The organism is Aeromicrobium senzhongii, from assembly GCF_014334735.1.
In the GTDB taxonomy this organism is placed as follows: domain Bacteria; phylum Actinomycetota; class Actinomycetes; order Propionibacteriales; family Nocardioidaceae; genus Aeromicrobium; species Aeromicrobium senzhongii.
The window spans coordinates 385,200-408,094 of record NZ_CP060587.1; the positions used below are offsets into that span (position 1 = coordinate 385,200).

23 protein-coding genes are annotated in these 22,895 nt (G+C 71.1%); 19 read left to right on the forward strand and 4 right to left on the reverse strand.

Annotated features, from left to right (window positions below):
• Positions 1-47 precede the first annotated feature (47 nt).
• From H9L21_RS01930 to ccsB, 11 genes are all read left to right on the forward strand, one after another.
• Positions 48-722 carry a redox-sensing transcriptional repressor Rex gene (locus tag H9L21_RS01930; RefSeq protein ID WP_187411705.1) on the forward strand — a complete coding sequence of 225 codons (675 nt, stop codon included), beginning with the start codon at positions 48-50 and terminating at the stop codon, positions 720-722.
• A gap of 76 nt (positions 723-798) precedes the next feature.
• Positions 799-2,097: a glutamyl-tRNA reductase gene (locus H9L21_RS01935; protein WP_154595901.1), complete on the forward strand. Its 1,299-nt coding sequence runs from the start codon at positions 799-801 to the stop codon at positions 2,095-2,097.
• Positions 2,094-3,017 (forward strand): hydroxymethylbilane synthase, encoded by a 924-nt coding sequence (gene hemC, locus H9L21_RS01940; protein WP_154595900.1) that lies wholly within the window; start codon positions 2,094-2,096, stop codon positions 3,015-3,017. The genes H9L21_RS01935 and hemC overlap by 4 nt, the downstream gene beginning before the upstream one ends.
• Before the next feature lie 65 nt (positions 3,018-3,082).
• Complete coding sequence (locus H9L21_RS01945; RefSeq protein WP_154596357.1) at positions 3,083-4,690, forward strand: bifunctional uroporphyrinogen-III C-methyltransferase/uroporphyrinogen-III synthase; 1,608 nt, start codon at positions 3,083-3,085, stop codon at positions 4,688-4,690.
• An 80-nt stretch (positions 4,691-4,770) separates the two neighbouring features.
• Complete coding sequence (gene hemB, locus H9L21_RS01950; RefSeq protein WP_154595899.1) at positions 4,771-5,739, forward strand: porphobilinogen synthase; 969 nt, start codon at positions 4,771-4,773, stop codon at positions 5,737-5,739.
• A 23-nt stretch (positions 5,740-5,762) separates the two neighbouring features.
• Positions 5,763-7,082, forward strand: a complete 1,320-nt coding sequence (hemL, locus tag H9L21_RS01955) for a glutamate-1-semialdehyde 2,1-aminomutase (protein WP_154595898.1) — start codon at positions 5,763-5,765, stop codon at positions 7,080-7,082.
• A 16-nt stretch (positions 7,083-7,098) separates the two neighbouring features.
• Positions 7,099-7,749: a histidine phosphatase family protein gene (locus H9L21_RS01960; RefSeq protein ID WP_154595897.1), complete on the forward strand. Its 651-nt coding sequence runs from the start codon at positions 7,099-7,101 to the stop codon at positions 7,747-7,749.
• Complete coding sequence (locus tag H9L21_RS01965) at positions 7,746-8,321, forward strand: TlpA family protein disulfide reductase (RefSeq protein ID WP_154595896.1); 576 nt, start codon at positions 7,746-7,748, stop codon at positions 8,319-8,321. The genes H9L21_RS01960 and H9L21_RS01965 overlap by 4 nt, the downstream gene beginning before the upstream one ends.
• Positions 8,318-9,079 carry a cytochrome c biogenesis CcdA family protein gene (locus H9L21_RS01970; RefSeq protein ID WP_187411706.1) on the forward strand — a complete coding sequence of 254 codons (762 nt, stop codon included), beginning with the start codon at positions 8,318-8,320 and terminating at the stop codon, positions 9,077-9,079. Before H9L21_RS01965 ends, H9L21_RS01970 begins: the two co-directional genes overlap by 4 nt.
• A complete protein-coding gene (gene resB / locus H9L21_RS01975) occupies positions 9,076-10,650 on the forward strand; it encodes a cytochrome c biogenesis protein ResB (RefSeq protein WP_154595895.1) in 1,575 nt (524 codons plus the stop codon). The genes H9L21_RS01970 and resB overlap by 4 nt, the downstream gene beginning before the upstream one ends.
• Positions 10,647-11,603, forward strand: a complete 957-nt coding sequence (gene ccsB, locus H9L21_RS01980; RefSeq protein WP_230081297.1) for a c-type cytochrome biogenesis protein CcsB — start codon at positions 10,647-10,649, stop codon at positions 11,601-11,603. The genes resB and ccsB overlap by 4 nt, the downstream gene beginning before the upstream one ends.
• 49 nt (positions 11,604-11,652) lie before the next feature.
• Here ccsB and H9L21_RS01985 read toward each other — a convergent pair whose 3' ends face one another.
• Positions 11,653-12,342: a hypothetical protein gene (locus H9L21_RS01985; protein WP_154595894.1), complete on the reverse strand. Its 690-nt coding sequence runs from the start codon at positions 12,340-12,342 to the stop codon at positions 11,653-11,655.
• A gap of 95 nt (positions 12,343-12,437) precedes the next feature.
• On the opposite strand from H9L21_RS01985, the gene H9L21_RS01990 reads away from it, so the two are divergent.
• Positions 12,438-13,340, forward strand: a complete 903-nt coding sequence (locus H9L21_RS01990) for an ABC transporter ATP-binding protein (protein WP_154595893.1) — start codon at positions 12,438-12,440, stop codon at positions 13,338-13,340.
• Positions 13,337-14,395 carry an ABC transporter permease gene (locus H9L21_RS01995; RefSeq protein WP_222865825.1) on the forward strand — a complete coding sequence of 353 codons (1,059 nt, stop codon included), beginning with the start codon at positions 13,337-13,339 and terminating at the stop codon, positions 14,393-14,395. The genes H9L21_RS01990 and H9L21_RS01995 overlap by 4 nt, the downstream gene beginning before the upstream one ends.
• 5 nt (positions 14,396-14,400) lie before the next feature.
• Here the strand turns inward: H9L21_RS01995 and H9L21_RS02000 are convergent, their stop codons facing one another.
• The gene (locus tag H9L21_RS02000; RefSeq protein ID WP_154595892.1) at positions 14,401-14,664 is read right to left on the reverse strand and encodes a PLD nuclease N-terminal domain-containing protein; all 264 of its coding nucleotides are present in this window, start codon (positions 14,662-14,664) and stop codon (positions 14,401-14,403) included.
• Positions 14,665-14,761: 97 nt separating this feature from the next.
• Here H9L21_RS02000 and H9L21_RS02005 point away from each other — a divergent pair, with 97 nt between their 5' ends.
• Positions 14,762-15,028, forward strand: a complete 267-nt coding sequence (locus H9L21_RS02005) for a DUF4229 domain-containing protein (RefSeq protein WP_154595891.1) — start codon at positions 14,762-14,764, stop codon at positions 15,026-15,028.
• Positions 15,009-16,094 carry an L-cysteine desulfhydrase Cds1 gene (cds1, locus tag H9L21_RS02010; RefSeq protein WP_187411707.1) on the forward strand — a complete coding sequence of 362 codons (1,086 nt, stop codon included), beginning with the start codon at positions 15,009-15,011 and terminating at the stop codon, positions 16,092-16,094. The genes H9L21_RS02005 and cds1 overlap by 20 nt, the downstream gene beginning before the upstream one ends.
• Here cds1 and H9L21_RS02015 read toward each other — a convergent pair.
• Positions 16,078-16,965 (reverse strand): 1,4-dihydroxy-2-naphthoate polyprenyltransferase, encoded by an 888-nt coding sequence (locus tag H9L21_RS02015; RefSeq protein ID WP_187411708.1) that lies wholly within the window; start codon positions 16,963-16,965, stop codon positions 16,078-16,080. The genes cds1 and H9L21_RS02015 overlap by 17 nt on opposite strands.
• A 47-nt stretch (positions 16,966-17,012) precedes the next feature.
• Here H9L21_RS02015 and H9L21_RS02020 point away from each other — a divergent pair, with 47 nt between their 5' ends.
• A complete protein-coding gene (locus H9L21_RS02020; RefSeq protein ID WP_255467131.1) occupies positions 17,013-18,008 on the forward strand; it encodes an AMP-binding protein in 996 nt (331 codons plus the stop codon).
• A 20-nt stretch (positions 18,009-18,028) separates the two neighbouring features.
• Here H9L21_RS02020 and H9L21_RS02025 read toward each other — a convergent pair whose 3' ends face one another.
• The gene (locus H9L21_RS02025; RefSeq protein WP_154595890.1) at positions 18,029-18,676 is read right to left on the reverse strand and encodes an SDR family oxidoreductase; all 648 of its coding nucleotides are present in this window, start codon (positions 18,674-18,676) and stop codon (positions 18,029-18,031) included.
• Between the two features lie 93 nt (positions 18,677-18,769).
• Here H9L21_RS02025 and H9L21_RS02030 point away from each other — a divergent pair, with 93 nt between their 5' ends.
• The 3 genes from H9L21_RS02030 to H9L21_RS02040 are packed head-to-tail and all read left to right on the forward strand — an operon-like array spanning position 18,770 to position 22,895.
• A complete protein-coding gene (locus tag H9L21_RS02030; RefSeq protein ID WP_255467132.1) occupies positions 18,770-19,711 on the forward strand; it encodes an o-succinylbenzoate synthase in 942 nt (313 codons plus the stop codon).
• A gap of 12 nt (positions 19,712-19,723) precedes the next feature.
• Positions 19,724-21,262 (forward strand): 2-succinyl-5-enolpyruvyl-6-hydroxy-3-cyclohexene-1-carboxylic-acid synthase, encoded by a 1,539-nt coding sequence (gene menD / locus H9L21_RS02035; RefSeq protein ID WP_187411709.1) that lies wholly within the window; start codon positions 19,724-19,726, stop codon positions 21,260-21,262.
• A 46-nt stretch (positions 21,263-21,308) separates the two neighbouring features.
• The gene (locus H9L21_RS02040; RefSeq protein WP_154595888.1) at positions 21,309-22,895 is read left to right on the forward strand and encodes a GMC family oxidoreductase; all 1,587 of its coding nucleotides are present in this window, start codon (positions 21,309-21,311) and stop codon (positions 22,893-22,895) included.

The following is a 22,895-nucleotide window of genomic DNA, read 5'->3' on the forward strand; positions in this document are numbered from 1 at the left end:
GCGCGTCACGGCCCAAAATTCCCGTCATTCCGCGGCGCAGGAGCACCGTGACCATTCTTCGCAGCCCCGCTGGGATCCCCGACGCCACCGTCGCCCGGCTCCCGCTGTATCTGCGTGCCCTCGACGAGCTCGCCGCCTCCGGGACGGACGTGTGCTCGTCCGAGCACCTCGCCACCGCAGCCGGCGTCAACTCCGCGATCGTCCGCAAGGATCTGTCGCACCTGGGCTCCTACGGCACCCGCGGCGTCGGCTACGACGTCCGCTTCCTGGCCGGTCACATCGCCACCGTCGTCGGGCAGACCCAGCCCTGGCCCGTCGTCATCGTCGGTGCCGGTCACCTCGGCTCGGCCCTGGCCGCCTATCAGGGCTTCGGTGCCCGTGGCGTCAAGGTCGCCGCGGTCGTCGACGCCGACCCGGCCCTCGTCGGCACGGTCGTCGGTGGCCACGAGGTCCGCTCGATCGACGCGCTGACCGACGTCATCGAGTACGGCGAGGTCTCGCTGGCGATCATCTCCACGCCGCCGGCCGCCGCCCAGAGCGTGGCCGATGCGCTCGTCGCCGCCGGCATCACGAGCATCCTGAACTTCGCGCCCACCGCCCTGCAGGTGCCGCCCCACGTCGACCTGCGCCAGGTCGACGTCGCGGCCGAGCTGCAGATCCTGGGCTACCACGCACACCACCGCCGTCAGGCGGACCCGGCCGAGGAGGCGGTTCTCTCATGAGCGAGCGTCAGCGAGTGAACCGACGGCACCGCATGCCGTCGCCCTCCTACCGTTCCTTCCCCACGGGGGTGGCGGCATGAGCGTTCTCGTCGTCGGGCTGTCCCACAAGTCGGCGCCGGTCGACCTGCTCGAGCAGGTCTCCCTCGACACCGATGCGACGGTCAAGCTGTCGCACCAGGCCCTCGAGATCCCGGCCATCACCGAGGCCGCCGTCATCTCCACCTGCAACCGGGTCGAGGTCTACGTCGAGGCCGAGCGCTTCCACGGCTCGGTCGAGGACGTCGCGCAGCTGCTGGCCGACCAGTCCGGCCTGCACCGCGACGCGCTGCTGCCGCACATCTACGTCCACTACGACCAGGCCGCCGTCGCGCACCTGTTCCGCGTGGCTGCCGGCCTGGACTCGATGATCCTGGGCGAGACCCAGATCCTCGGCCAGGTCCGTGAGGCGCTGCACCGCGCCCAGGCCGAGTCCACGATGGGCGCCGGCCTCAACGCGCTGTTCCAGCAGGCCCTGCGCATCGGCAAGCGCGGCCACGCCGAGACCGGCATCGACCGGCTCGCGCCGTCGATCGTCACCGCCGCCCTGGCCGCGGCTTCCGACGCGGTCTCGGCCCCGCAGGCACGGTTCCTCGTCGCCGGCGCGGGCACCATGAGCCGCCTGGCGGTCCGCACCCTGATCGAGAAGGGTGTCGAGCCGTCCCGGATCTGGGTCGCGAACCGCACCTTCCAGCGTGCCGTCGAGCTCGTCGCCAGCCACGGCGTCAGCGCCGTGCGCTGGGAGTCGCTCGACGTCGAGCTGTCCGGTGCCGACGTGCTCCTCACGTGCACGGGCGCCACCGGATTCGTCTTCGACCGTGAGCGGATCGCCCGGGCCACCCCGGACGGCCGCGACATCGCCGTCATCGACCTGGCCCTGCCGCGCGACGTCGCTCCCGACGTGCGGGACCTCCCGAACGTCTCGGTCGTCGACATCGAGGTGCTGGCCGAGCGCGCCGCCGCCGACTCGGTCGCCGAGGACGTCGAGCAGGTCCGCCGCATCGTCCAGTCCGAGGTCGACGCCTTCCTCGCCGGTCGCCAGCAGGCCAAGGTCACCCCGACCGTGGTCGCGCTGCGCACCATGGCCACCGAGGTCGTCAGCGCCGAGACCGCCCGACTGCAGTCGCGGCTCGGCGGCCTCGACGAGGCCCAGTTCGACGAGGTCCGCCGCGCCATGCGCCGGGTCGCCGAGAAGCTCATCCACCAGCCCACCGTGCGCGTCAAGGAACTCGTCGAGGGCCCCGAGAACCTCACCTACGCCGACGCCCTGGCGCACCTGTTCCGGCTGGACCCGGCCGCGGTCAACGCGGTCACCGATCCAGGAGGTGACGCCACATGATCCGTCTGGGAACCCGTGGCAGCCTGCTGGCCACCACGCAGTCGGGCTGGATCGCCGACCGTTTGCGCGAGGCGCACGGCGTCGAGGTCGAGCTCGTCGAGATCTCGACCCTCGGCGACCGCTCGAGCGCTCCGCTGGAGCAGATCGGCGGCACCGGCGTCTTCGTCGCGGCCGTCCGGGAGGCGCTGCTCGAGGGCCGCGTCGACCTGGCCGTGCACTCGCTCAAGGACCTGCCCACCGCGCCGGCCGACGGCCTCACGCTGGCGGCGGTGCCGCAGCGCGAGGACCCGCGCGACGTGCTGATCGCGCGCGACGGGCTCACGCTCGGCGAGCTGCCTCGCGGTGCCCGCGTGGGCACCGGCAGCCCGCGCCGGATCAGCCAGCTCAACGCTCTGGGACTCGGGATCGAGACCGCGCCGCTGCGCGGCAACGTCGACACCCGGATCGGCAAGGTCACCAGCGGCGACCTCGACGCGATCGTGCTGGCTCGCGCCGGTCTGCTGCGGCTGGGCCGCGCCGACGAGGCGACCGAGATCCTCGACCCGATCCAGATGCTGCCCGCTCCCGGCCAGGGAGCCCTCGCTTGTGAGTGCCGTGTCGATGATGACGCGACCACTGCACTGCTCGCCGTGCTCGACGACCCGGACACCCGGGCCGCCGTCACGGCTGAGCGCACCCTCCTCGCCACCCTCGAGGCTGGGTGCACCGCGCCGGTCGGAGCCCTCGCCGACGTCGTCTGGGGGGACGACGGAGACGAACTCTGGCTACGCGCCGTCGTCGGAGATCCCTCCGGCGCACCTGTCATCCGACGATCCGCCGTCGGTTCTCCTGCAGAGGCGGCCGCCCTCGGGCGTCGCCTGGCCCAGGAGATGTTGGCCGACGGCGCCGATCAACTCATGGGATCAGCGACCACCGCATGACCTCCCACTCGCACGAGACTCCGCCACTGATGAAAGCAAGGAAGAGCGTGTCAACCACCTCCGCGATGCCCACGTCCCCCTCGACCCCCGCGACGACCACCCGACCCTCGGTCGGTCGGGTCAGCTTCGTCGGGGCCGGTCCCGGCGACGCCAGCCTCTTGACCGTCCGAGCCGCCGAGCTGCTGGCCGAAGCCGATGTCGTGATCATCGAAGCCCCTGAACAGCAGGCGCTCGTCACGAACGACGCCGAGATCGTCGACGGCGGCACGAACGCCGCCGGCGAGCTCCTCAACCACACCGCCCGAGGCAAGCTCGTCGTCAAGCACGCCAAGACCGGTGCGCACGTCGTGCGCCTCATGGTCGGCGACCCGTTCACCTACGCGACCGGACCCGAGGAGGCGATGGCCTGCGCCAAGGCGGGCATCTCCTTCGAGGTCGTCCCGGGTGTCTCCTCGGTCTCGGCGGTCCCCGCCTACGCCGGGGTGCCGCTGACCGACAAGCAGCACCGTGAGTTCAAGGTCGTCAGCGTCGGCGACGCGAACGTCGACTGGAGCGAGGCCGCGCGTCACGAGACGCTCGTCCTGCTCTCGGCCGTGAACCGCATCGGCGAGGTCGCCACCGGCCTGGTCGCGGCCGGCCGCTCGGCCGAGACGCCCGTCGCGATGACCCGCATGGGCACGACGACGCGTCAGGAGACGGTCGTCTCCACGCTGGCGAACATCGCCGCCGACGCCGCTGCCTCGCAGATGGCGCCGCCCGCGATCATCGTCGTCGGCGAGATCGTCGCGCAGCGCGAGGCGCTGTCGTGGTTCGAGACCAAGCCGCTCTACGGCTGGCGCGTGCTGGTGCCCCGCACCAAGGAGCAGTCGCAGGGTCTCGCGGCGCGGCTGCGCATGTACGGCGCCGTGTCCGAGGAGGTCCCGACCATCTCGGTCGAGCCGCCGCGCAACCCCCAGCAGATGGACAAGGCCGTCCGCGGCCTCGTCGAGGGTCGCTACGAGTGGGTCGCCTTCACCAGCGTCAACGCCGTCAAGGCCGTCCGCGAGAAGTTCGAGGAGTACGGCCTCGACGCCCGTGCCTTCAGCGGCCTGAAGATCGCCGCCGTCGGTGAGAAGACCGCCCAGGCCATCGAGACCTGGGGCATCCGCCCCGACCTCGTGCCGTCGGGCGAGCAGTCCGGCCGCGGACTGCTCGAGGACTGGCCGCCGTTCGACGAGCTGCTCGACCCGATCAACCGGGTCTTCCTGCCGCGCGCCGACATCGCCACCGAGACCCTCGCCGCCGGCCTGGTCGAGCTGGGCTGGGAGGTCGACGACGTCACCGCCTACCGCACCGTCCGGGCCTCGCCGCCGCCGGCGCCGACCCGCGAGGCGATCAAGTCGGGCAAGTTCGACGCCGTGCTCTTCACGTCGAGCTCGACCGTGCGCAACCTGGTCGGCATCGCCGGCAAGCCGCACGCGACGACGATCATCGCCTGCATCGGCCCGGCCACGGCCAAGACGGCCGAGGAGCACGGCCTGCGGGTCGACGTCCTGGCCGAGCACCCGTCCGCCGAGGAGCTGGCCGACGCCCTCGCCCAGTTCGGCGAGCAGCGTCGCGTGCAGTTCCTCGAGGCCGGCGAAGCCGTCCTGCGCCCGTCGCAGAAGAAGCCGTCCTCGCGCCGCAAGGCCTGAGGCCCGTCTGTCGGGTCGGTCTGCCCGGTCACGTGGATTCCCCGCGTGACCGGGCAGACCCCGGCCCCGAAGGAGGCAGCATGATCGAACGTCCTCGCCGGCTGCGGTCGTCCGCGGCCATGCGCCGGCTCGTCCGCGAGACGCGTCTGGCGCCTGCGCAGCTGATCCTGCCGATGTTCGTGGCCGAGGGCGCGTCCGAGCCCCGGCCGATCACGAGCATGCCGGGCGTCGTCCAGCACTCGCGCGAGTCCGCGCGGAAGGCCTACGCCGAGGCCGTCGAGCTCGGTCTCGGCGGCGTCATGCTGTTCGGTGTCCCCGAGCGCAAGGACGCGCAGGGCTCCGGCGCCTGCGACCCGGCAGGCATCCTCAACGTCGCGATCGCCGACGCCCGGGCCGAGGTCGGCGACGACCTGCTCGTGATGAGCGACCTGTGCCTCGACGAGTTCACCGACCACGGCCACTGCGGCGTGCTGGACGACCAGGGCCGCGTCGACAACGACGCGACGCTCGAGATCTACGGTCAGATGGCGGTCGCGCAGGCCCAGGCCGGTGCGCACGTCGTCGCGCCCAGCGGGATGATGGACGGCCAGGTCGCGGTGATCCGCGCCGCCCTGGACGAGGTCGGTCACCTCGACACCGTCGTGCTGGCCTACGCCGCCAAGTACGCCTCGGCCTTCTACGGGCCCTTCCGCGAGGCCGTCGACTCGTCGCTGCAGGGCGACCGGCGGACCTACCAGCAGGATCCCGCCAACCGCCGCGAGGCGCTGCGCGAGACGCTGCTCGACGTCGAGCAGGGCGCCGACATCGTCATGGTGAAGCCGGCGATGTCGTACCTCGACGTGCTCGCGGACGTGCGCGCCGCCGTGGACCTGCCCGTCGCCGCCTACCAGGTGTCCGGCGAGTACGCGATGATCGAGGCCGCCGCGGCCCAGGGCTGGATCGACCGCGATCGCGCCATCGACGAGTCGCTGCTGTCCATCCGCCGGGCGGGCGCCGACATCGTCCTGACCTACTGGGCGGCCGAGGTCGCCCGCCGCCTGACCCGCTGAGCGCATCCACGCAAGGAGCACACATGAGCACCACGGCATCCGAGGCACTGTTCGCCCGGGCGAAGCAGGTCTCGCCCGGTGGGGTGAACTCCCCGGTCCGCGCGTTCCGCGCCGTCGGCGGCACCCCGCGCTTCATGGCCTCCGGGTCGGGCGCCTGGCTGACGGACGCCGACGGCAACCGGTTCGTCGACCTCGTCGGCTCGTGGGGCCCGATGCTGCTCGGGCACGCCCATCCCGAGGTCGTCGAGGCCGTCACGGCCGCCGTCGCGCGCGGCACCAGCTTCGGCACCCCTGCGGAGCCCGAGGTCCTGCTGGCCGAGGAGATCGTCGGCCGCACGCCGGTCGAGCGCGTCCGCATGGTCTCGTCGGGTACCGAGGCCACGATGTCGGCCATCCGGTTGGCCCGCGGGTTCACCGGTCGTGACCGGGTCGTGAAGTTCAGCGGTTGCTACCACGGTCACGTCGACGCCCTGTTGGCCGAGGCCGGCTCGGGCGTCGTCACCCTCGGCATCCCGGGCACGCCCGGTGTCCCGGCCCACGTCACGGCCGACACGATCGTGCTGCCGTACAACGACCCGGCCGCCGTCGACGCGGCGTTCGAGCAGTACGGCGACCAGATCGCGTGCGTCATCACCGAGGCCGCTGCGGGCAACATGGGCGTCGTCCCGCCCCAGCCGGGCTTCAACGCCCACCTCTCGCGCGTCTGCGCCGAGCACGGCGCCCTGTTCATCACCGACGAGGTCATGACCGGCTTCCGCGCGGCTCGCAGCGGGTTCTGGGAGATCGACGGCGCGACCGAGGGCTGGCAACCGGACCTGATGACCTTCGGCAAGGTCATGGGCGGCGGCTTCCCGGCGGCCGCGTTCGGCGGTCGCGCCGAGATCATGGACCTGCTCGCCCCCGTGGGCCCCGTCTACCAGGCCGGAACGCTCTCGGGGAACCCCGTCGCGACCACCGCCGGCCTCACGACCCTGCGGCTGGCCACCCCGGAGGTGTACGAGCGGCTCGCCGCGACGTCGGGGCAGGTCCAGAAGCTCGTGACCGACGCGCTGGCCGAGGCCGGCGTGCCGCACGTCCTGCAGAGCGCGGGCACCATGTTCAGCGTCTTCTGGGGCGTCTCGACGCCCGTGATCGACTTCGCCGGCGCGCAGGCGCAGGACACGGCGGCGTACACCGCGTTCTTCCACGCCATGCTCGACGCGGGGGTCTACCTGCCGCCGAGCGCCTACGAGGCGTGGTTCCTGTCCGCCGCACACGACCCCGAGGTCGACTCCGAACCCCTGTCTAGACTGGCTGAGGCGTTGCCCGCCGCCGCGCGCGCGGCCGCAGCAGCGGTCCGCTGACACGAAGGAACACCAGATGAGCACCCGCACGATCGTCCACCTGATGCGCCACGGCGAGGTCCACAACCCCTCGGGGGTCCTGTACGGACGGCTGACGGGCTACAACCTCTCCGATCTCGGCAACGAGATGGCCGCCACGGTCGCGGAGTCGTTGAAGCTGAACGACATCACGCACCTGGTCGCCTCCCCGCTCGAGCGGGCCCAGCAGACCGCCCGCCCCGTCGCCGACATCCTCAAGCTGCCGATCCACACCGACGAGCGGGTGATCGAGGCCGGCAACAAGTTCGAGGGCCGCACGGTCGGCGTGGGTCCGAAGGCCTTCCTGAACCCGCGCTTCTGGCCGTGGCTGTGGAACCCGTTCCGTCCGTCCTGGGGTGAGGCGTACGCGCACATCGCGGCCCGCATGCTGCTGGCGATCGACGACGCCCGGGAGGCCGCGCGCGGCCACGAGGCGCTCATCGTCTCGCACCAGCTGCCGGTGTGGATCGCCCGCAAGTCCTACGAGAAGGGCCGCTTCGCGCACGACCCGCGCAACCGTCAGTGCTCGCTGGCCAGCCTCACGACCCTGACCTTCGAGGACGACGCGTTCACGGGCCTGGTCTACAGCGAGCCCGCCGGCCACCTCATCCCCGACGCCCTGCGTGGCAAGTTCGTCGGAGGAGCATGAGTCTCGTGCGATCCTCGCGACTCGTCGCGGTCGCGTTGCTCCTGCTCGTCCTCTCGGCCTGCGTCGGCGGTGTCGAGGACACCGGTGACGACGGCTTCATCAGCGGCAGCGGCGAGATCACCTTCATCGACCCGGGCAAGCGCAAGCCGGCGCCCGTGCTGAGCGGCACGGACCTCGAGGGGCAGCCGCTCAGCACCGAGGACTTCGCCGGCAAGGTGCTCGTGGTGAACCTCTGGGGTTCGTGGTGCGCACCGTGCCGCAAGGAGGCCCCGGCCCTGCAGAAGGCCTCCGCTGAGCTGGCCGACCAGAACGTCCAGTTCGTCGGGCTGCTGACGAAGGACGACCCGGCCTCGGCCAAGGCGTTCAACGCCAAGTTCGACATCACGTACCCGAGCATCGACGACTCCGCCGGCCGCAACCAGGCGGCCTTCGCCGACACCCTGCCCTCGATGGCGATCCCCACGACGTGGGTCATCGACTCCAACGGCAAGGTCGCCGCCCGCGTGATGGGCGAGCTCACCGACGCGACGCTGCGGGGACTGGTCGAGCAGACCAAGAAGAGCACGCAGTGATCGGAACCGACGTCGGCGACTGGTTCCTGGACACGGCGGTCTCGGGCAACCTCGTCCTCACGGTGCCGGTCGCGCTGCTGGCCGGTTTGGTCTCGTTCTTCAGCCCGTGCGTCGTGCCACTGCTGCCGGGTTACCTGTCCTACGTCTCGGGCGTCGCGGTCACCGAGCTGGAGTCCGTGCGCCGCCGCCGCATCGTCCTGGGCGCCGTGCTGTTCGTGCTGGGCTTCAGTGCCGTGTTCGTCGCCGGAGGGGCCCTGTTCGGCGCCGTCGGCCAGGAACTGTTGCCGTACCAGCGCGAGATCTCGATCGCCGCGGGCGTGCTGCTCGTGGTGATGGGCATCGCCTTCCTGGGGTTCGTGCCGCTGCTGCAGCGTGACGTGCGGGCGCACGGCGTCCGCCGGGTCGGCCTGCTCGCGGCGCCCGTGCTGGGCGTCGTCTTCGGGGTCGGCTGGACCCCGTGCATCGGCCCCACGCTGACCGCCGTGCTGGCCCTGTCCGCCAACGAGGCCACCGCCGGGCGGGGAGCGTTCCTGACGCTCGTCTACTGCCTGGGCCTCGGCGTGCCCTTCGTGCTCGCGGCCCTGTTCCTGAGTCGCTTCCTGCGCGTCACCGGCTGGGTCCGCCGCCACCAGCGCGCGGTCTCCGTCGCCGGCGGCGTGCTCCTGATCGTCACCGGCCTCCTGCTCGCCACCGGGTGGTGGCAGGACCTGGTCATCTCCCTGCAGCACTGGATCGGTGGATTCGAGGTCCCCCTGTGAGCCCCCGCGAACGGCGTGCCGAGAGCGCCTCCGAACTGCGTCCCCTGGAGTTCCTGCGCTGGGCGTGGCGCCAGCTGACGTCGATGCGCACGGCGCTGCTGCTCCTGCTGCTGCTGGCCGTGGCGGCCGTCCCGGGATCGTTCATCCCGCAGCGCGGCGTCGACGCCTCGGCGGTGCAGCGGTACTACATCGACCACCCGAAGCTGTCCCCGATCCTGGAGAAGCTGGGTGCCTTCAGCGTCTTCTCGTCGGTGTGGTTCAGCGCGATCTACCTGTTGCTGATGATCTCGCTGATCGGCTGCATCCTGCCGCGCACGAAGGTCTACGCGAAGGCGTTGCGGGCGCGGCCGCCCCGGGCGCCGCGGAACTTCTCCCGGCTCCCGGCCTCGGCGCAGTTCGAGACCACCGCCGCGACGTCCGACGTGTTCGCCGCCGGCCGCCGTGTGCTCGGCCGGGCCCGGATCGACGTGGTCGAGGACGGCGACGCCGGCGAGCTGCGGGCCGAGAAGGGCTATCTGCGCGAGCTCGGCAACCTGGTCTTCCACATCTGCATCGTCGTCGCGCTCGTCGGCGTGGCCATCGGCTCGCTGTGGGGCTACCGCGGCAACGTCGTGGTCGTCGAGGGCGAGGGCTTCAGCAACACGCTCTCGCAGTACGACGAGTTCTCCTCCGGCTCGCTCTTCGACGCCGACACGGACCTCGAGCCGTGGTCGCTCGAGCTCGACGACGTGCTGACGCGCTTCTACGTCGAGGGCAACAACCGCGGCGCCCCGAAGCTCTTCCGGGCCACCGGCACGTACTCCGAGGGCGGCGAGGATCGTGGCGACTTCGAGATCGAGGTCAACCACCCGCTGTCGATCGGAGGCGAGGACGTCTTCCTCGTCGGGCAGGGCTATGCGCCCGTCCTGCGCATCACCGACGCCTCGGGGAAGGTGGCCTTCGACGGTCCCGTGCCGTTCCTGCCCTCCGACGCGACGTACACCTCCACGGGTGTCGTGAAGGTGCCGGACGCCAACGGCGACCAGCTCGGGTTCCAGGGCTTCTTCCTGCCGACGGCGTTCTCCACCGATCCCGCGAAGCCGTCCGTCTCGGTGTTCCCCGGTGCCCTCAACCCGCGCATCGGCATGAACCTGTGGACGGGCGATCTCGGCCTGGACGACGGCACGTCGCAGTCGGTCTACTCGCTCGACACGTCCAAGATGACGCAGGTCAAGGACGGCGACGGCAACTTCCGCGTCGACCTGGGCCCCGGCGAGAGCCAGAAGCTCCCCGGCGGCGGCTCGATCGAGTTCGTCGAGCTGCGCCAGTTCGCCCGGTTCCAGATCGGCCACACGCCCGTCGTGTGGCTGCCGCTGTTCGGCGTGGGCGTGGGCATCCTGGGCCTGAGCGCCTCGCTGCTCGTCCGACCGCGGCGGACCTGGATCCGCGCCCGGCGGGACGGATCACGTACCGTGGTGGAGGTTGCTGTGCTGGACCGCGTCCCGCGTGACGACCTGCCCGCCGACATCGACGACCTGGTGTCCCGGCTCCGTGCCGAACTGGGTGACACACCCGAGAAGGAACTGTCATGACGACCGACCAGATGGCCCAGCTGTCGAACTACCTCACCGGTTCGGGCTTCGTGGTGCTGTGGATCGCGTTCTTCTGCCACGTGGCCGAATGGATCGCCGCCCACCGCATCGCCGCTCCCGCCGCCGTCGCGGCCGGATCGGCCGGTGCCGAGTCCGCCGGTGCCGTCGCGACCGACGACGGCGAGCAGGCTCCGCCGGCGCCCGACCGGTTCGTGGGCGTCGCGGTCTCGCTCACCGGCCTGGCCGCGCTGCTGCTGATCGGCAGCTCGGTCACCCGTGGCCTGGCCACGCAGCGTGCTCCCTTCGGCAACATGTACGAGTTCGGCGTCACCGGCACCGCGATCGCGCTGAGCGTCTACATGATCCTGGTGTGGCGCGCGAAGATCCAGTGGCTCGGCGGTGTCGTGCTGGCGGTGTGCCTGTTCATCCTGGCGATGTCGATCTCGACCTACACGCCCGCCGGCCCGCTGGTGCCCGCGCTGAACACGTTCTGGAAGTACATCCACGTCGGCTCGATCATGGTCGCCGCGGCGATGTTCATGGTCGGCGGCGCGGCCAGCGTCCTCTACCTGATCAAGCAGCGCGCGGAGGATCGCGGAAGCGTGGGCCCCGTGCTCAGCCGGTTCCCGGCCGCGGCCCGCATCGACCAGTTCGCCTTCCGCTTCAACGCCGTCGGCTTCCCGCTGTGGACGTTCGGTGCCCTCATCACCGGTCCGATCTGGGCCCACCTGGCCTGGGGACGCTACTGGGGCTGGGACCCCAAGGAGGTCTGGGCGCTCATCACCTGGATCGTCTATGCGGGCTACCTGCACGCGCGGGTCACTGCCGGATGGAAGGGCAAGCGCGCGGCGTACCTGGCGCTCGTCGGCTTCGCCACGTTCATCTTCAGCTACTACGTGGTGAACCTCATGGCGTCGGAGTTCGGCGTCTTCAGCCAGCACACGTACGCGTAGGAGAGATGCGGGCGGCGTCGCTGGTGCGAGCCGCCCGCGTCCTGAGGTCTCAGTACGAGACCCACTGCGTGGTCAAGGGTGCTGTGGTGCAATGGGCCACCGTGAACAAGCACGAGAACGATTTGGACTGCACCCGCTTGAGTGTCTTGTAGTTCTTGCCTTGCCGCTTGACGTAGATCTCGTGGCTCGGCACCGCACGGACGCTCCCCGCATAGATCGACACACGCTTCTTCTCGACGCGGAGGACGAACTTCGACGCGATCGGCTTGATGGTGGAGTTGCAGAACGGGTTCTTCGCCTTGAGCGCGATCTCGACGAGCGCGCCCTTCGAGTCCTTGCGGACGGTCTTGGCGGAGAACGTTCCCGTCGCCTGACGCTGTGACTCGAACTTCCACTTCCCCTTGACCTTCTTGTATCGGTTGGTCTTCCCCACGAACTTGTAGGTGACCTTCGCCGTCTTCTTCGACCAGTCGAACAGGACGACCATGTCGAGTCGGGCGCCCGGGTTGGTGGCCGACCATGACCGGTTGTCGCCGGAGAAGCGGTAGGGCGTCTTGCCCTTCGGGGTACATGGTCCGTTCTGGGCGAGGTTGGTGGCCGGCGTGTACTTCGGGCTGATGAAGGCTCGGTAGCGCAGGAACAGGTCATTCTTGTCAGCAGCGTGGCTGGGCGCCTGGCAGGACAGGGCGACGATGATGGTGGTCAGGACGACCGCGATGGCGCGAGTCTGGAATTTCAAGGGATCCCCCGATCGACTGTGTGGAGTCGGATCATTGCATGCGGAGGTTCGGCCCGGTAGGACCTGAGGCCGCTCTGGTCATCTAGGGTCGCCCCATGGGTGCACGCATCGAGGTCGCCGGCCTCACCAAGACGTACGGCGATCTCGTCGCGGTCGACGACCTGACCTTCACGGTCGAGACCGGTGAGTTCTTCGGGCTGCTGGGCCCGAACGGCGCGGGGAAGACCACGGCCCTGGAGATGATCGAAGGGCTGCGCAAGCCTGACGCCGGCACCGTGTCCATCGACGGCCACGACCCGTGGAAGCGCGACCCGGCCCTGCAGCGCCGCCTCGGGGTGCAGCTGCAGTCGTCGGCCTTCTTCGAGCGACTCTCGGCGCGTGAGCAACTGTCCACGTTCGCCGCGCTGTACGAGGCGCCGGCGGAGCGGGTCGACGAGCTCCTGGTCGAGGTCGGGCTGGAGGACAAGGCCGACGCGCGGGTCGAGAAGCTCTCCGGTGGGCAGGCGCAGCGGCTGTCGATCGCGTGCGCGCTGGTGCACGATCCCGAGATCGTCTTCCTCGACGAGCCGACCGCCGCCCTGGATCCGCAGGCCCGCCGCAACCTGTGGGACTTCCTGGAGGGCCTCAACGAGTCGGGACGCACCGTCATCTTGACGACGCACTACATGGAGGAGGCCGAGTTCCTCTGCGACCGGGTCGCGATCATCGACCGCGGTCGTCTGCTCAAGCTCGACTCGCCCGCCGCGCTGGTGCGCGATCTCGACGCCCCGACCCGCATCAGTCTGGCTCCCGGCGCGATCGCGGAGAGCGAGGCTGCGGCCATCGCCGGTGTCGAGCAGGTCACGGTCCACCCCGATCGCACGGAGATCTCCACCCGCCGACCCGCCGAGGTGCTGGCCGAGCTGGCGCGGCGCGATGCGCTGAACGGACTCACCGCCTCGGGGGCGACCCTCGAGGACGTCTTCTTGGACCTGACCGGACGGGAGTACCGCTCGTGAGGTCCTTCCTGTCGCTGACCCGGGCGATGTTCCTCGGGTTCGTCCGCGACCGCATGACGCTGTTCTGGGCCGTCCTGTTCCCGCTGATGTTCCTGGTCGTCTTCGGCGGCCTGCTCGACGACCAGGGCGCCAGCAAGCTGCCGGTCGGGCAGGTCGGCGCAGTCGCGGCGTTGGACCGGATGCCGCCCGAGGCGCGTGCGGCGCTCGAGCAGAGCGTGGACATCGAGAAGGTCACCGACGAGGACGAGGCGTTGCGCGAGGTGCGCGACGGCGACCTCGCGGCCGTCGTCAGCGAGGACGGCGACCGGTTGGTCGTCCACTACTCCCAGGCCGACCAGGTGGCCGCGGCCCGCGTGCGCGCCACGTTCCAGGGCATCGTCGACGCGGCGAACCTGACCCAGGCCGGAGTCTCGCCCACGTACTCGCTCGACACGCGTCAGGTCGAGGACGAGTCACTCGAGGCGATCCAGTACGTCACGCCGGGGCTGCTCGGCTGGGCCATCGCCATGAGCGCGACGTTCGGCGCCGCCACGAACCTCGTGAACTGGCGCCGCAGCGGACTGCTGCGCCGGCTGCGGCTCGCGCCGGTCCGGACGCCGTCGGTCGTCCTCGCCCGGGTGGGAGTCAGTCTCGTGGTGGCGCTGGGCCAGACGGCCATCTTCATCTCGCTGGCGGTCTTCGGGTTCGGCCTGCAGCTGACCGGCTCGTGGCCCCTCGTGATCCCGCTGGTCCTGGCCGGGACCCTCGCGTTCCTCGCCGTCGGCCTGCTCGCCGGATCGGTCAGCCGGACCGAGGAGGGCGCCGTCGGCCTGGCCAACTTCATCGTCCTGCCGATGGCGTTCCTGTCCGGGTCGTTCTTCTCCCTCGAGGGGGCGCCGGACTGGCTGCAGGCGGTCAGCCGGCTGCTGCCGCTGCGGCACCTGAACGACGGGATGCTCGACGTGATGGTGCGCGGCCACGGCCTCGAGGCCGTGTGGCAGCCGATGGGCATCCTGCTGGCCTTCGCCGCCGTCTGCACGCTGGTGTCGGCGCGGCTCTTCCGCTGGGACACCTGAGTCGGTCAGAGGCCGCGCAGGTAGTCCGGGTCGTCGTCGGGCCCGAGCGGGCGCGGGGGCCCGGGACGCCGCGGCCCACCGGTGGAGCGACCCTTGGCCACGCCGAAGATGATCCACAGCAGGGCACCCGCATAGGGCGCCAGCGCAATGAGCAGCGCCCAGCCCCACTTCGGCAGGTGCTGGACGCGATCGCGGGGCGTGGCCACCAGGTCGTAGAGGCAGTAGACCGCAAGGACCACGGCTGCGAGTACCAGGAAGACCTTGCCCATGGGGCGAGCGTACCGACCCCGATCCAGCCGCGCGGGGTGACGCCGGAGGCCGTCACCGCCCCCGGGCCACTCGGGGCCAGCCACTAGAATTCGGGTCATGAAGGCCTTCTGGACGTACACGCTGGCTCGACTCGGGGTCTTCCTCGCCACCTGGGCGGTCCTGTGGGGGCTGTCGCGACTGGTGTTCGAGGGTGGCGCGGTGCTGGACCTGTGGGTCCTGCTGATCGCGCTGATCGTGTCGTCGATCATCTCGATCATCGCGCTGCGCTCGATGCGCGACCGTGTCGCACTCAAGCTGCAGGAGCGGGCTCGGTCCCTGAACGACCGGATCGAGGAGTCCCGTCGTGCCGAAGACGTCGACTGACGAACGCGCCTGGCTCGACGAGGCGGTGCGCCGTGTCGAGGCCGATGCGAACCGCAGTGCCGACACCCACCTGCACGCGCTGGACCTGCCGTTCCCCGGCGTGCAGATCTACCTCAAGGACGAGTCCGTCCACCCGACGGGCAGCCTGAAGCACCGGCTCGCGCGGTCGCTGTTCCTTTACGCGCTGTGCAACGGCTGGATCCACCGCGGGTCCACCATCGTCGAGGCCTCCAGCGGCTCGACCGCGGTCTCCGAGGCCTACTTCGCACGGTTGCTGGGCCTGCCGTTCGTGGCGGTCATGCCGCGGGGGACCAGCGCCGAGAAGATCGCGCTGATCGAGTGGTACGGCGGTCGCTGTCACTTCGTCGACGGCCCGCGTGAGATGTACGCCGAGGCGCAGCGGCTGGCCGACGAGTGCGATGGGCACTACATGGATCAGTTCACGTACGCCGAGCGCGCCACCGACTGGCGCGGCAACAACAACATCGCGGAGTCGATCTTCGCGCAGATGGCCGCGGAGCCGCACCCGATCCCGTCGTGGATCGTCGTCAGCGCGGGCACCGGAGGCACGTCCGCCACGATCGGCCGGTTCGTGCGGTACCGGCGCTTCGCCACCCGGCTGCTCGTCGCCGATCCCGAGAACTCGGCGTTCTTCGACGGCTGGGACCAGGACCGCTCGGACGTCACGACCGACGTGGGCCCGCGCATCGAGGGCATCGGCCGGCCCCGCGTCGAGCCGTCGTTCGTCGGCGGCGTGGTCGACGACATGGTCCGGGTGCCCGATGCGGCATCGATCGCCGCGATGCGCTGGACCTCCGACCTGATCGGACGGCCCGTCGGCGGCTCCACCGGCACCAACATGTGGGCGGCGCTGGGCCTGGCCGCCCAGATGGTCGAGGAGGGTCGCGAGGGATCGATCGTCACGCTGCTGTGTGACGGCGGCGATCGCTACACCCACACCTACTTCGACGACCGCTGGGTGGCCGAGCACGGGCTCGACCCGACGCCGCACCTGCGGCAGTTGGCCGAGCTGACCCGGACGGGGACGTTCACACCGGGCCGATGAACAGCCCGACCGTCAGGCCGACGGCGTAGAGCAGCTCGCCCATCCCGGTGTCCTTCAGGACGGGGATGAGCGCCGGTCCCGCAGCGCCCGTGCGCACCATCGCGGCCGCGCGCCCGGCGGCCGGCATGCCGATCCACGCCAGCAGCGCCCACGGGGTCACGGTCGCGCACCAGGCCACGACGATGACGAACGCCACCATGACCAGCGCGATGTAGAACCAGCGGGTGCGCTGGTCACCGAGCAGCACCGCGAGCGTGCGCTTGCCCGTCTCGGTGTCGGTCGGGATGTCCCGCAGGTTGTTGGCCACGAGGATCGCGCACGCGAGGGCGCCGACGCCGATCGCGCCGGCCACACTGACCGCGTTGACGTGCCCGAGCTGGACGTACGTCGTGCCCAGCACGGCGACCAGGCCGAAGAACACGAAGACGCTGACCTCGCCGAGGGCGCGGTAGCCGTAGGGGTTCTTGCCCCCGGTGTAGCCCCAGGCGGCCAGGATCGCGAGGACGCCGACCGCGATGAGCCACCACCCGGAGGTCGCGGCCAGCACGAGGCCGAGCAGTCCGCCCAGACCCAGGAATCCGAAGGCGGCCGCCTTGACCTTCTCGGGGGCCACGAGTCCCGAGCCGACGAGGCGCAGCGGGCCGACCCGGTTCTCGTCGGTGCCCTTGATGCCGTCGGAGTAGTCGTTGGCGTAGTTCACGCCGATCTGCAGGGCCAGGGAGACGCCCAGCGCGAGCAGGGCCTTCCACCAGACCGCACCGTCGTCGAAGGCCGCGGCGCCCGTGCCGACGGCGACGGGGGCGATGGCGGCGGGCAGGGTGCGCAACCGGGCACCCTCGATCCACAGGTTCAGTCCGGTCGGCGTGCTCACCCCGTGAGTCTAGGAGGGCCCGGCGGGCACGGATCTACAGTGGTCGGGTGGCCGCCTCCCTCGCTCCCGTCACCGGCTCGGCGCGCGAGGTCGCGCGCCTGCTCCACCCGTGGGTCGAGCACGGGGGCGATCCGCTGGTCGTGCTCACCTCCGGCAGCACGGGCGAGCCGAAGCCGATCCGGCTGTCGCGCGACGCCGTCCTGGCCTCGGCGCACGCCGCACTGGAGCGCCTCGGCGGACCCGGCCAGTGGCTCTCGGCACTGCCGCCGACCGGCGTCGGCGGGCTCCAGGTGCTGGTGCGCTCGATCCTCGCGGGCACGGAGCCCGTGTACCTGGACGACCACCTGGACATGGAGGCGGCCGTGGCCGCCCTGACCGGTGAGCGTCGCTACGCCTCCCTCGTGCCGACGCAGCTGTTCCGGCTGGTCGAGTCCGGCCGTGCCGAGGCGCTGGCGTCGCTGGACGCGGTCCTGCTCGGCGGTGCGGCCGCCCCGCGGGCCGTGCTGGAACTCGCCGCCGAGGCTGGCGTGCGCATCGTGCGCACGTATGGGATGACCGAGACCTGCGGCGGCTGCGTCTACGACGGGGTGCCGCTGGAGGGGGTGCGCCTGCGGATCGAGGACGACGGCCGGATCGCGATCGCCGGACCGGTCCTGGCCGAGGGCGTGGGGGAGTGGCTCGTGACCAACGACCTGGGCCGGATCGACGAGCACGGGCGCCTGAGCGTCCTCGGCCGAGCCGACCAAGTGGCCGTCAGCGGCGGGGTCAACGTGCCGCTCGCCGCGGTCGAGTCCGCGCTGCGTGACCAACCCGACGTGCTGGACGTCGTCGTGGTGGCCCAGGCCGATCCCGAGTGGGGCCAGCGCGTCGTGGCGTACGTGGTGGGCGATCTCGACCGCGAGCGCGCCGGCGCAGCGCTCCAGCGCCTCGGGTACCCGCGGACGTGGACCCCGCGGGCCGTCCACCGACTCGACGCCCTGCCGCTGCTGCCGAACGGCAAGCCCGACCGGCGGACGCTGGCGGGGGGCAGCCTCCCCGGCTGACCGGAGAGACTGCCGCGTGCTCAGAGGCTCGCGAGGGCTTCGGCGATCGGGGTGTCGCCGCCGATGGCCTCGAACTGCTTGCCGATCGTGTGGTCGTCGACCAGGGCGGCCGCGACCAGGGCGGCGACGTCGGCGCGGGGGATCTCGGCTCGATCGGTCGTCTCGGCCACGGTGACCCGGCCGGTGCCGTCGTCGTCGGTCAGGGCGCCGGGCCGGATGATCGTCCAGTCCAACGAGCTCGCGCGCAGGGCCTCGTCGGCACCGCGCTTGGCCTCGACGTAGGCCTGCCACACCTCGCCGGCGTCCTCACCGGGATCGGTGTCCACGCCCATGGCCGAGATCTGGACGAACCGCTTGATCCCCAGCCGCTCGGCGGCCTCGATGGACTTCAACGAGCCCTCCAGGTCGACCGACTTCTTGCGCTCGATCTTGCCGTCCGGACCGCCGCCCGCGGCGAAGACCACGGCGTCGCAGTCGGTGAACGCCGTCGCGAAGTCGTCGACCGTCGCCGCCTCGATGTCGAGCAGCCGGATGGCCGCTCCCGGCAGGTCGGCCTCGTGGTCGGGGTTGCGGACCAGGGCGACCGGCAGGTCGCCCCGTTCGGTGAGCAGGGGGATGAGCAGGCGGGCGACGTGGCCGTGCCCGCCGACGATGGCGATGTCAGACATGCGTCCACCGTAGGCACGGCGGCACCGCTTCGCAGGGTGGCGAATATGTGGGTGCGCTGGAACGAGGAGCCCGCACCGTGGATACTCTCGTGGGTGGAGTTCCGCACCTACTCGATCCGGATGCGTACGCGTTTCCGTGGTCTCGAGAACCGTCAGGGGATGCTGGCCGAGGGCCCGGCCGGCTGGGCCGAGTTCAGCCCCTTCCCCGAATACGACCATGTCGCGTCGCTGCCGTGGCTGCAGGCCGCCATGGAGGCGGCCACCAAGCCGTGGCCCGAGCCGGTGCGCGAATGTGTGCCCATCAACGGCATCGTCCCGGCGGTCGGCGACGGTGCCAATGCCGCCCGGATCGCGGTCGAGAGCGGCTGCGGCACGATCAAGCTCAAGGTCGCCGAGGCCGGCGAGACCCTGGAGCACGACGTCGAGCGGGTCGCGGCGATCCGTGACGCGCTGCCCGGCGGACTGATCCGCATCGACGCCAACGGCGGCTGGAGTGTCAAGGACGCCGTCAAGGCGATCAAGAAGCTCGACTACGTCGCCGGAGGGCTCGAGTACGTCGAGCAGCCGTGCGCCACGGTCGAGGAGCTCGCGCAGGTGCGACGCAAGGTCAACGTCCCGATCGCGGCCGACGAGTCGATCCGTCGGGCCGCCGATCCCTTCCGGGTGCGCGACCTCGACGCCGCCGACGTCGCCGTGCTGAAGGTGCAGCCGCTGGGCGGGGTGCGGGCCTGCCTGCGCATCGCCGAGCAGATCGGCATGCCCGTCAGCGTCTCCAGTGCGGTCGAGACCTCGATCGGCCTGGCCGCCAGCGTCGCGCTGGCCGCGGCGTTGCCCGAGTTGCCGTACGCGTGCGGGATCGGCACCGCCCACCTGCTCACCGGCGACGTCGTCACCCACCCGCTCAAGCCGGTGGACGGCCACCTCTACCCGACGCGCCCGGTCCTCGACGAGGAGGCGTTCGCGCTGGTCGCGGCCCCGCCCGAGACCGACGAACGCTGGCAAGCCCGTCTGGCCCACGTCCGGGAGATGTTGTGAGGGAGAGATGTCGTGAGTGATGACAGAGCGGTCGAAGTCGCCCGGCGCCTCGTCGCCGCCCTGCTCGCGCAGGAGGTCACCGAGGCCGTGCTGTCCCCGGGGTCGCGGTCAGGCCCTCTCGCACTCGCGCTGTACGCGGCCGACGAGCAGGGCCTCATCCGCCTGCACGTGCGCGTCGACGAGCGCGAGGCCGGCTACCTCGCACTCGGCCTGGCCAAGGCCTCGGGCCGACTGACGCCCGTCATCACCACCTCCGGCACCGCAGTGGCCAACCTGCATCCCGCGCTGCTCGAGGCACTGCACGCGGGCGTCCCGCTGCTGGCGGTCACCGCCGACCGGCCCGCGCGGCTGCGGGGGACCGGCGCCAACCAGACGACGATCCAGCCCGGCATGTTCCCCGGGATCACCTTCACCGACCGCATCACGGGTCTGGCCGGGGCCGTGCGCGAGGGTGGGCCGGTCCACCTGAACGTCGAGCTCGACGAGCCGCTGGTCGAGTCGGTGTCGTGGCAGTTCCCGCAGAACTCGTGGTCGATGAGCGCGCCCGTGTCGGGCCGCACCCAGGTGCTCGAGTCCGGTCCTCGCACCGTCCTGGTCGCGGGGGACGGCGCCGATCCGGCGCTCGCCGCCGTGGCCCAGCAGGCCGGGTGGCCGATTCTGGCCGAGCCGTCGTCGGGCCTGCGCAGCGCGCCCACGTCCATCGCCTGCGGCCGGATCGTGCTGGGCGGCCGCCTGATCGAGCGGATCGAGCGGATCGTCAGCGCCGGGCACCCCACGCTCTCGAGGCCGGTCACCAACCTGCTCACCCGGACGAACCTGCCCACCGTGCACGTCGGCGACGCCTCGACCTTCCCGGGCGTGCCCGGTGCCAACGTCACGTTCGCCGACCGGATCTCGGTGCGCGGCTCGGGCGACGAGTCCTGGGTGCGCAGCTGGATCCAGGCCGGCGACCGCATCGAGAACGCGCTGCTCCACGCCGAGCAGTTCGTCGTCGCGAAGGCCGTCTGGGAGGCGGCCACGCCAGGGCTGCTCGTGCTCGGCTCCTCCAACCCCATCCGCGACGTCGACCTCGTGGCGCCGGTGCGCGTCCCGGGGCCGCGCGTCCTGGCGAACCGGGGCCTCGCGGGCATCGACGGCACCGTCTCCACGGCCATCGGCGCGGCGCTGACCAGCTACGGACGGGCCATCGCGCTGATGGGCGACCTCACCTTCCTGCACGGCGCCAACGGGCTGCTGATGGGTCCGATCGAGCCTCGTCCCGACCTGACGATCGTCGTGCTCAACGACGACGGTGGCGGCATCTTCCACACCCTCGAGCAGGGATCGCCCGAGTACTCCTCGGCCTTCGAGCGGGTCTTCGGCACTCCGACCCGGACCAAGATCGACGCCTTGTGCGCCGCGCACGGGATCAAGCACCGGCTCGTCCAGGCCAGTCAGCTCGAGGGATACCTGAGCCGGACCCCCGTCGGCATCGAGGTGCTCGAGGTCCAGGTCACCCGCGCCGGGAGGCGTGCGCTGCAGTCGGTTGTCTCGGGTCTCGCCGCCGTCTAGGTTTGTGGCCAGCGTCACACCGAGTTGCGCTGGAGCAGGAGTGGGCATGGCCGACGAGGCGTTCGACTACATCATCATCGGCTCGGGCAGCGCCGGCGGCGTCCTCGCCGCGCGACTGACCGAGGACCGCGACCGTCGCGTCCTGTTGTTGGAGGCCGGTCCCGCCGACGACGACGAGATGATCAAGGTCCCGGCCGGTTTCAGCACGCTGTTCAAGACGCGCTGGGACTGGAACTACGAGACCAGCCCGCAGAAGCACCTCGCCGGCCGGCGGGCCCACTGGCCCCGCATGAAGGGCCTCGGCGGATGCTCGTCGATGAACGCGATGATCTACATCCGGGGCAACGCCGCCGACTACGACGAGTGGCGCGACTCCTACGGTGCGACGGGGTGGGGCCATGACGACGTCCTGCCGTACTTCATCAAGTCCGAGGCGAACCAGCGGCTCGCGGGCCCTCTCCACGGCACGCAAGGCCCCGTCGTCGTCGAGGACCGCCGGTTCACCCACGAGCTGACCGAGGCGTTCGTCGAGTCCGCCGTCGCCGGCGGTCTCAAGCGCAACGACGACTTCAACGGCGCCGAGCAGGAGGGCGCCGGCATCTACCAGGTGACCAACCGCCGTGGCGCGCGCTGGTCGGTGGCCGACGCCTACATCCGCCCCGCGATGACCCGGCCCAACCTGACCGTCCGCACGGGCGCGCTGGTGTCGCGCATCCTGCTCGAGGGGAACCGGGCCACCGGCGTCGCGTACCGCAGCACCGCCGACGGGCTCGAGCACGTCGTGCGGGCCGAGGCCGAGGTCATCGTGTCGGCTGGCGCGATCAACAGCCCCCAGCTGCTCATGCTCTCGGGCATCGGGCCGGGAGCGCACCTGCGCGAGCACGGCATCGACGTCGTGGTGGACTCGCCCGGCGTGGGGCAGAACCTGCAGGACCACCCCGTGGCCGGCACGCTGATCCACACCCGCAACACCACGGACCTCGCCGAGGCGATCTCGGTCAAGAACCTGCTGCGCTGGAAGGCCACCCGTTCCGGTCCGCTCGTCTCGAACGTCGGCGAGGGCGGCGCGTTCTACACCTCGCGCGACGACCTGGCGCTGCCTGACATCCAGATCCACGTCGCGCCGACGGCGTTCTACGACAACGGCATCCACGAGCCGGTCCGGCGCACCGTCACGATCGCGCCCACCCTGGTGAACGTCCAGAGCCGCGGCAGCATCCGGCTGCGCTCGGCCGACCCGACGTGGCACCCGGCGATCGATCCGGCCTACTTCGACGACCCGGCCGACCTGGACGCGATGCTCGGCGGCTACCGCCGGATGCTCGACCTGGTCTGGCAGGGCCCGCTGACCCGTCTGCTCGACGAGCCGTGGGAGCCGGCGATGCGTCAGCCGACCGACGACCAGATCATCGACGTCGTCTCGCGCCTGGGTCAGACGCTCTATCACCCGACCTCCACGTGTGCCATGGGTACCGTCGAGGGCAGTGTCGTGGATCCGCAGTTGCGAGTCCACGGCGTCGAAGGCCTTCGGGTCGCCGACGCGTCGGTGATGCCGCGGGTCACGCGTGGCAACACCAACGCGCCCACCATCATGATCGGCGAGAAGGCCGCCGATCTCATCCGAGGAGCCTGA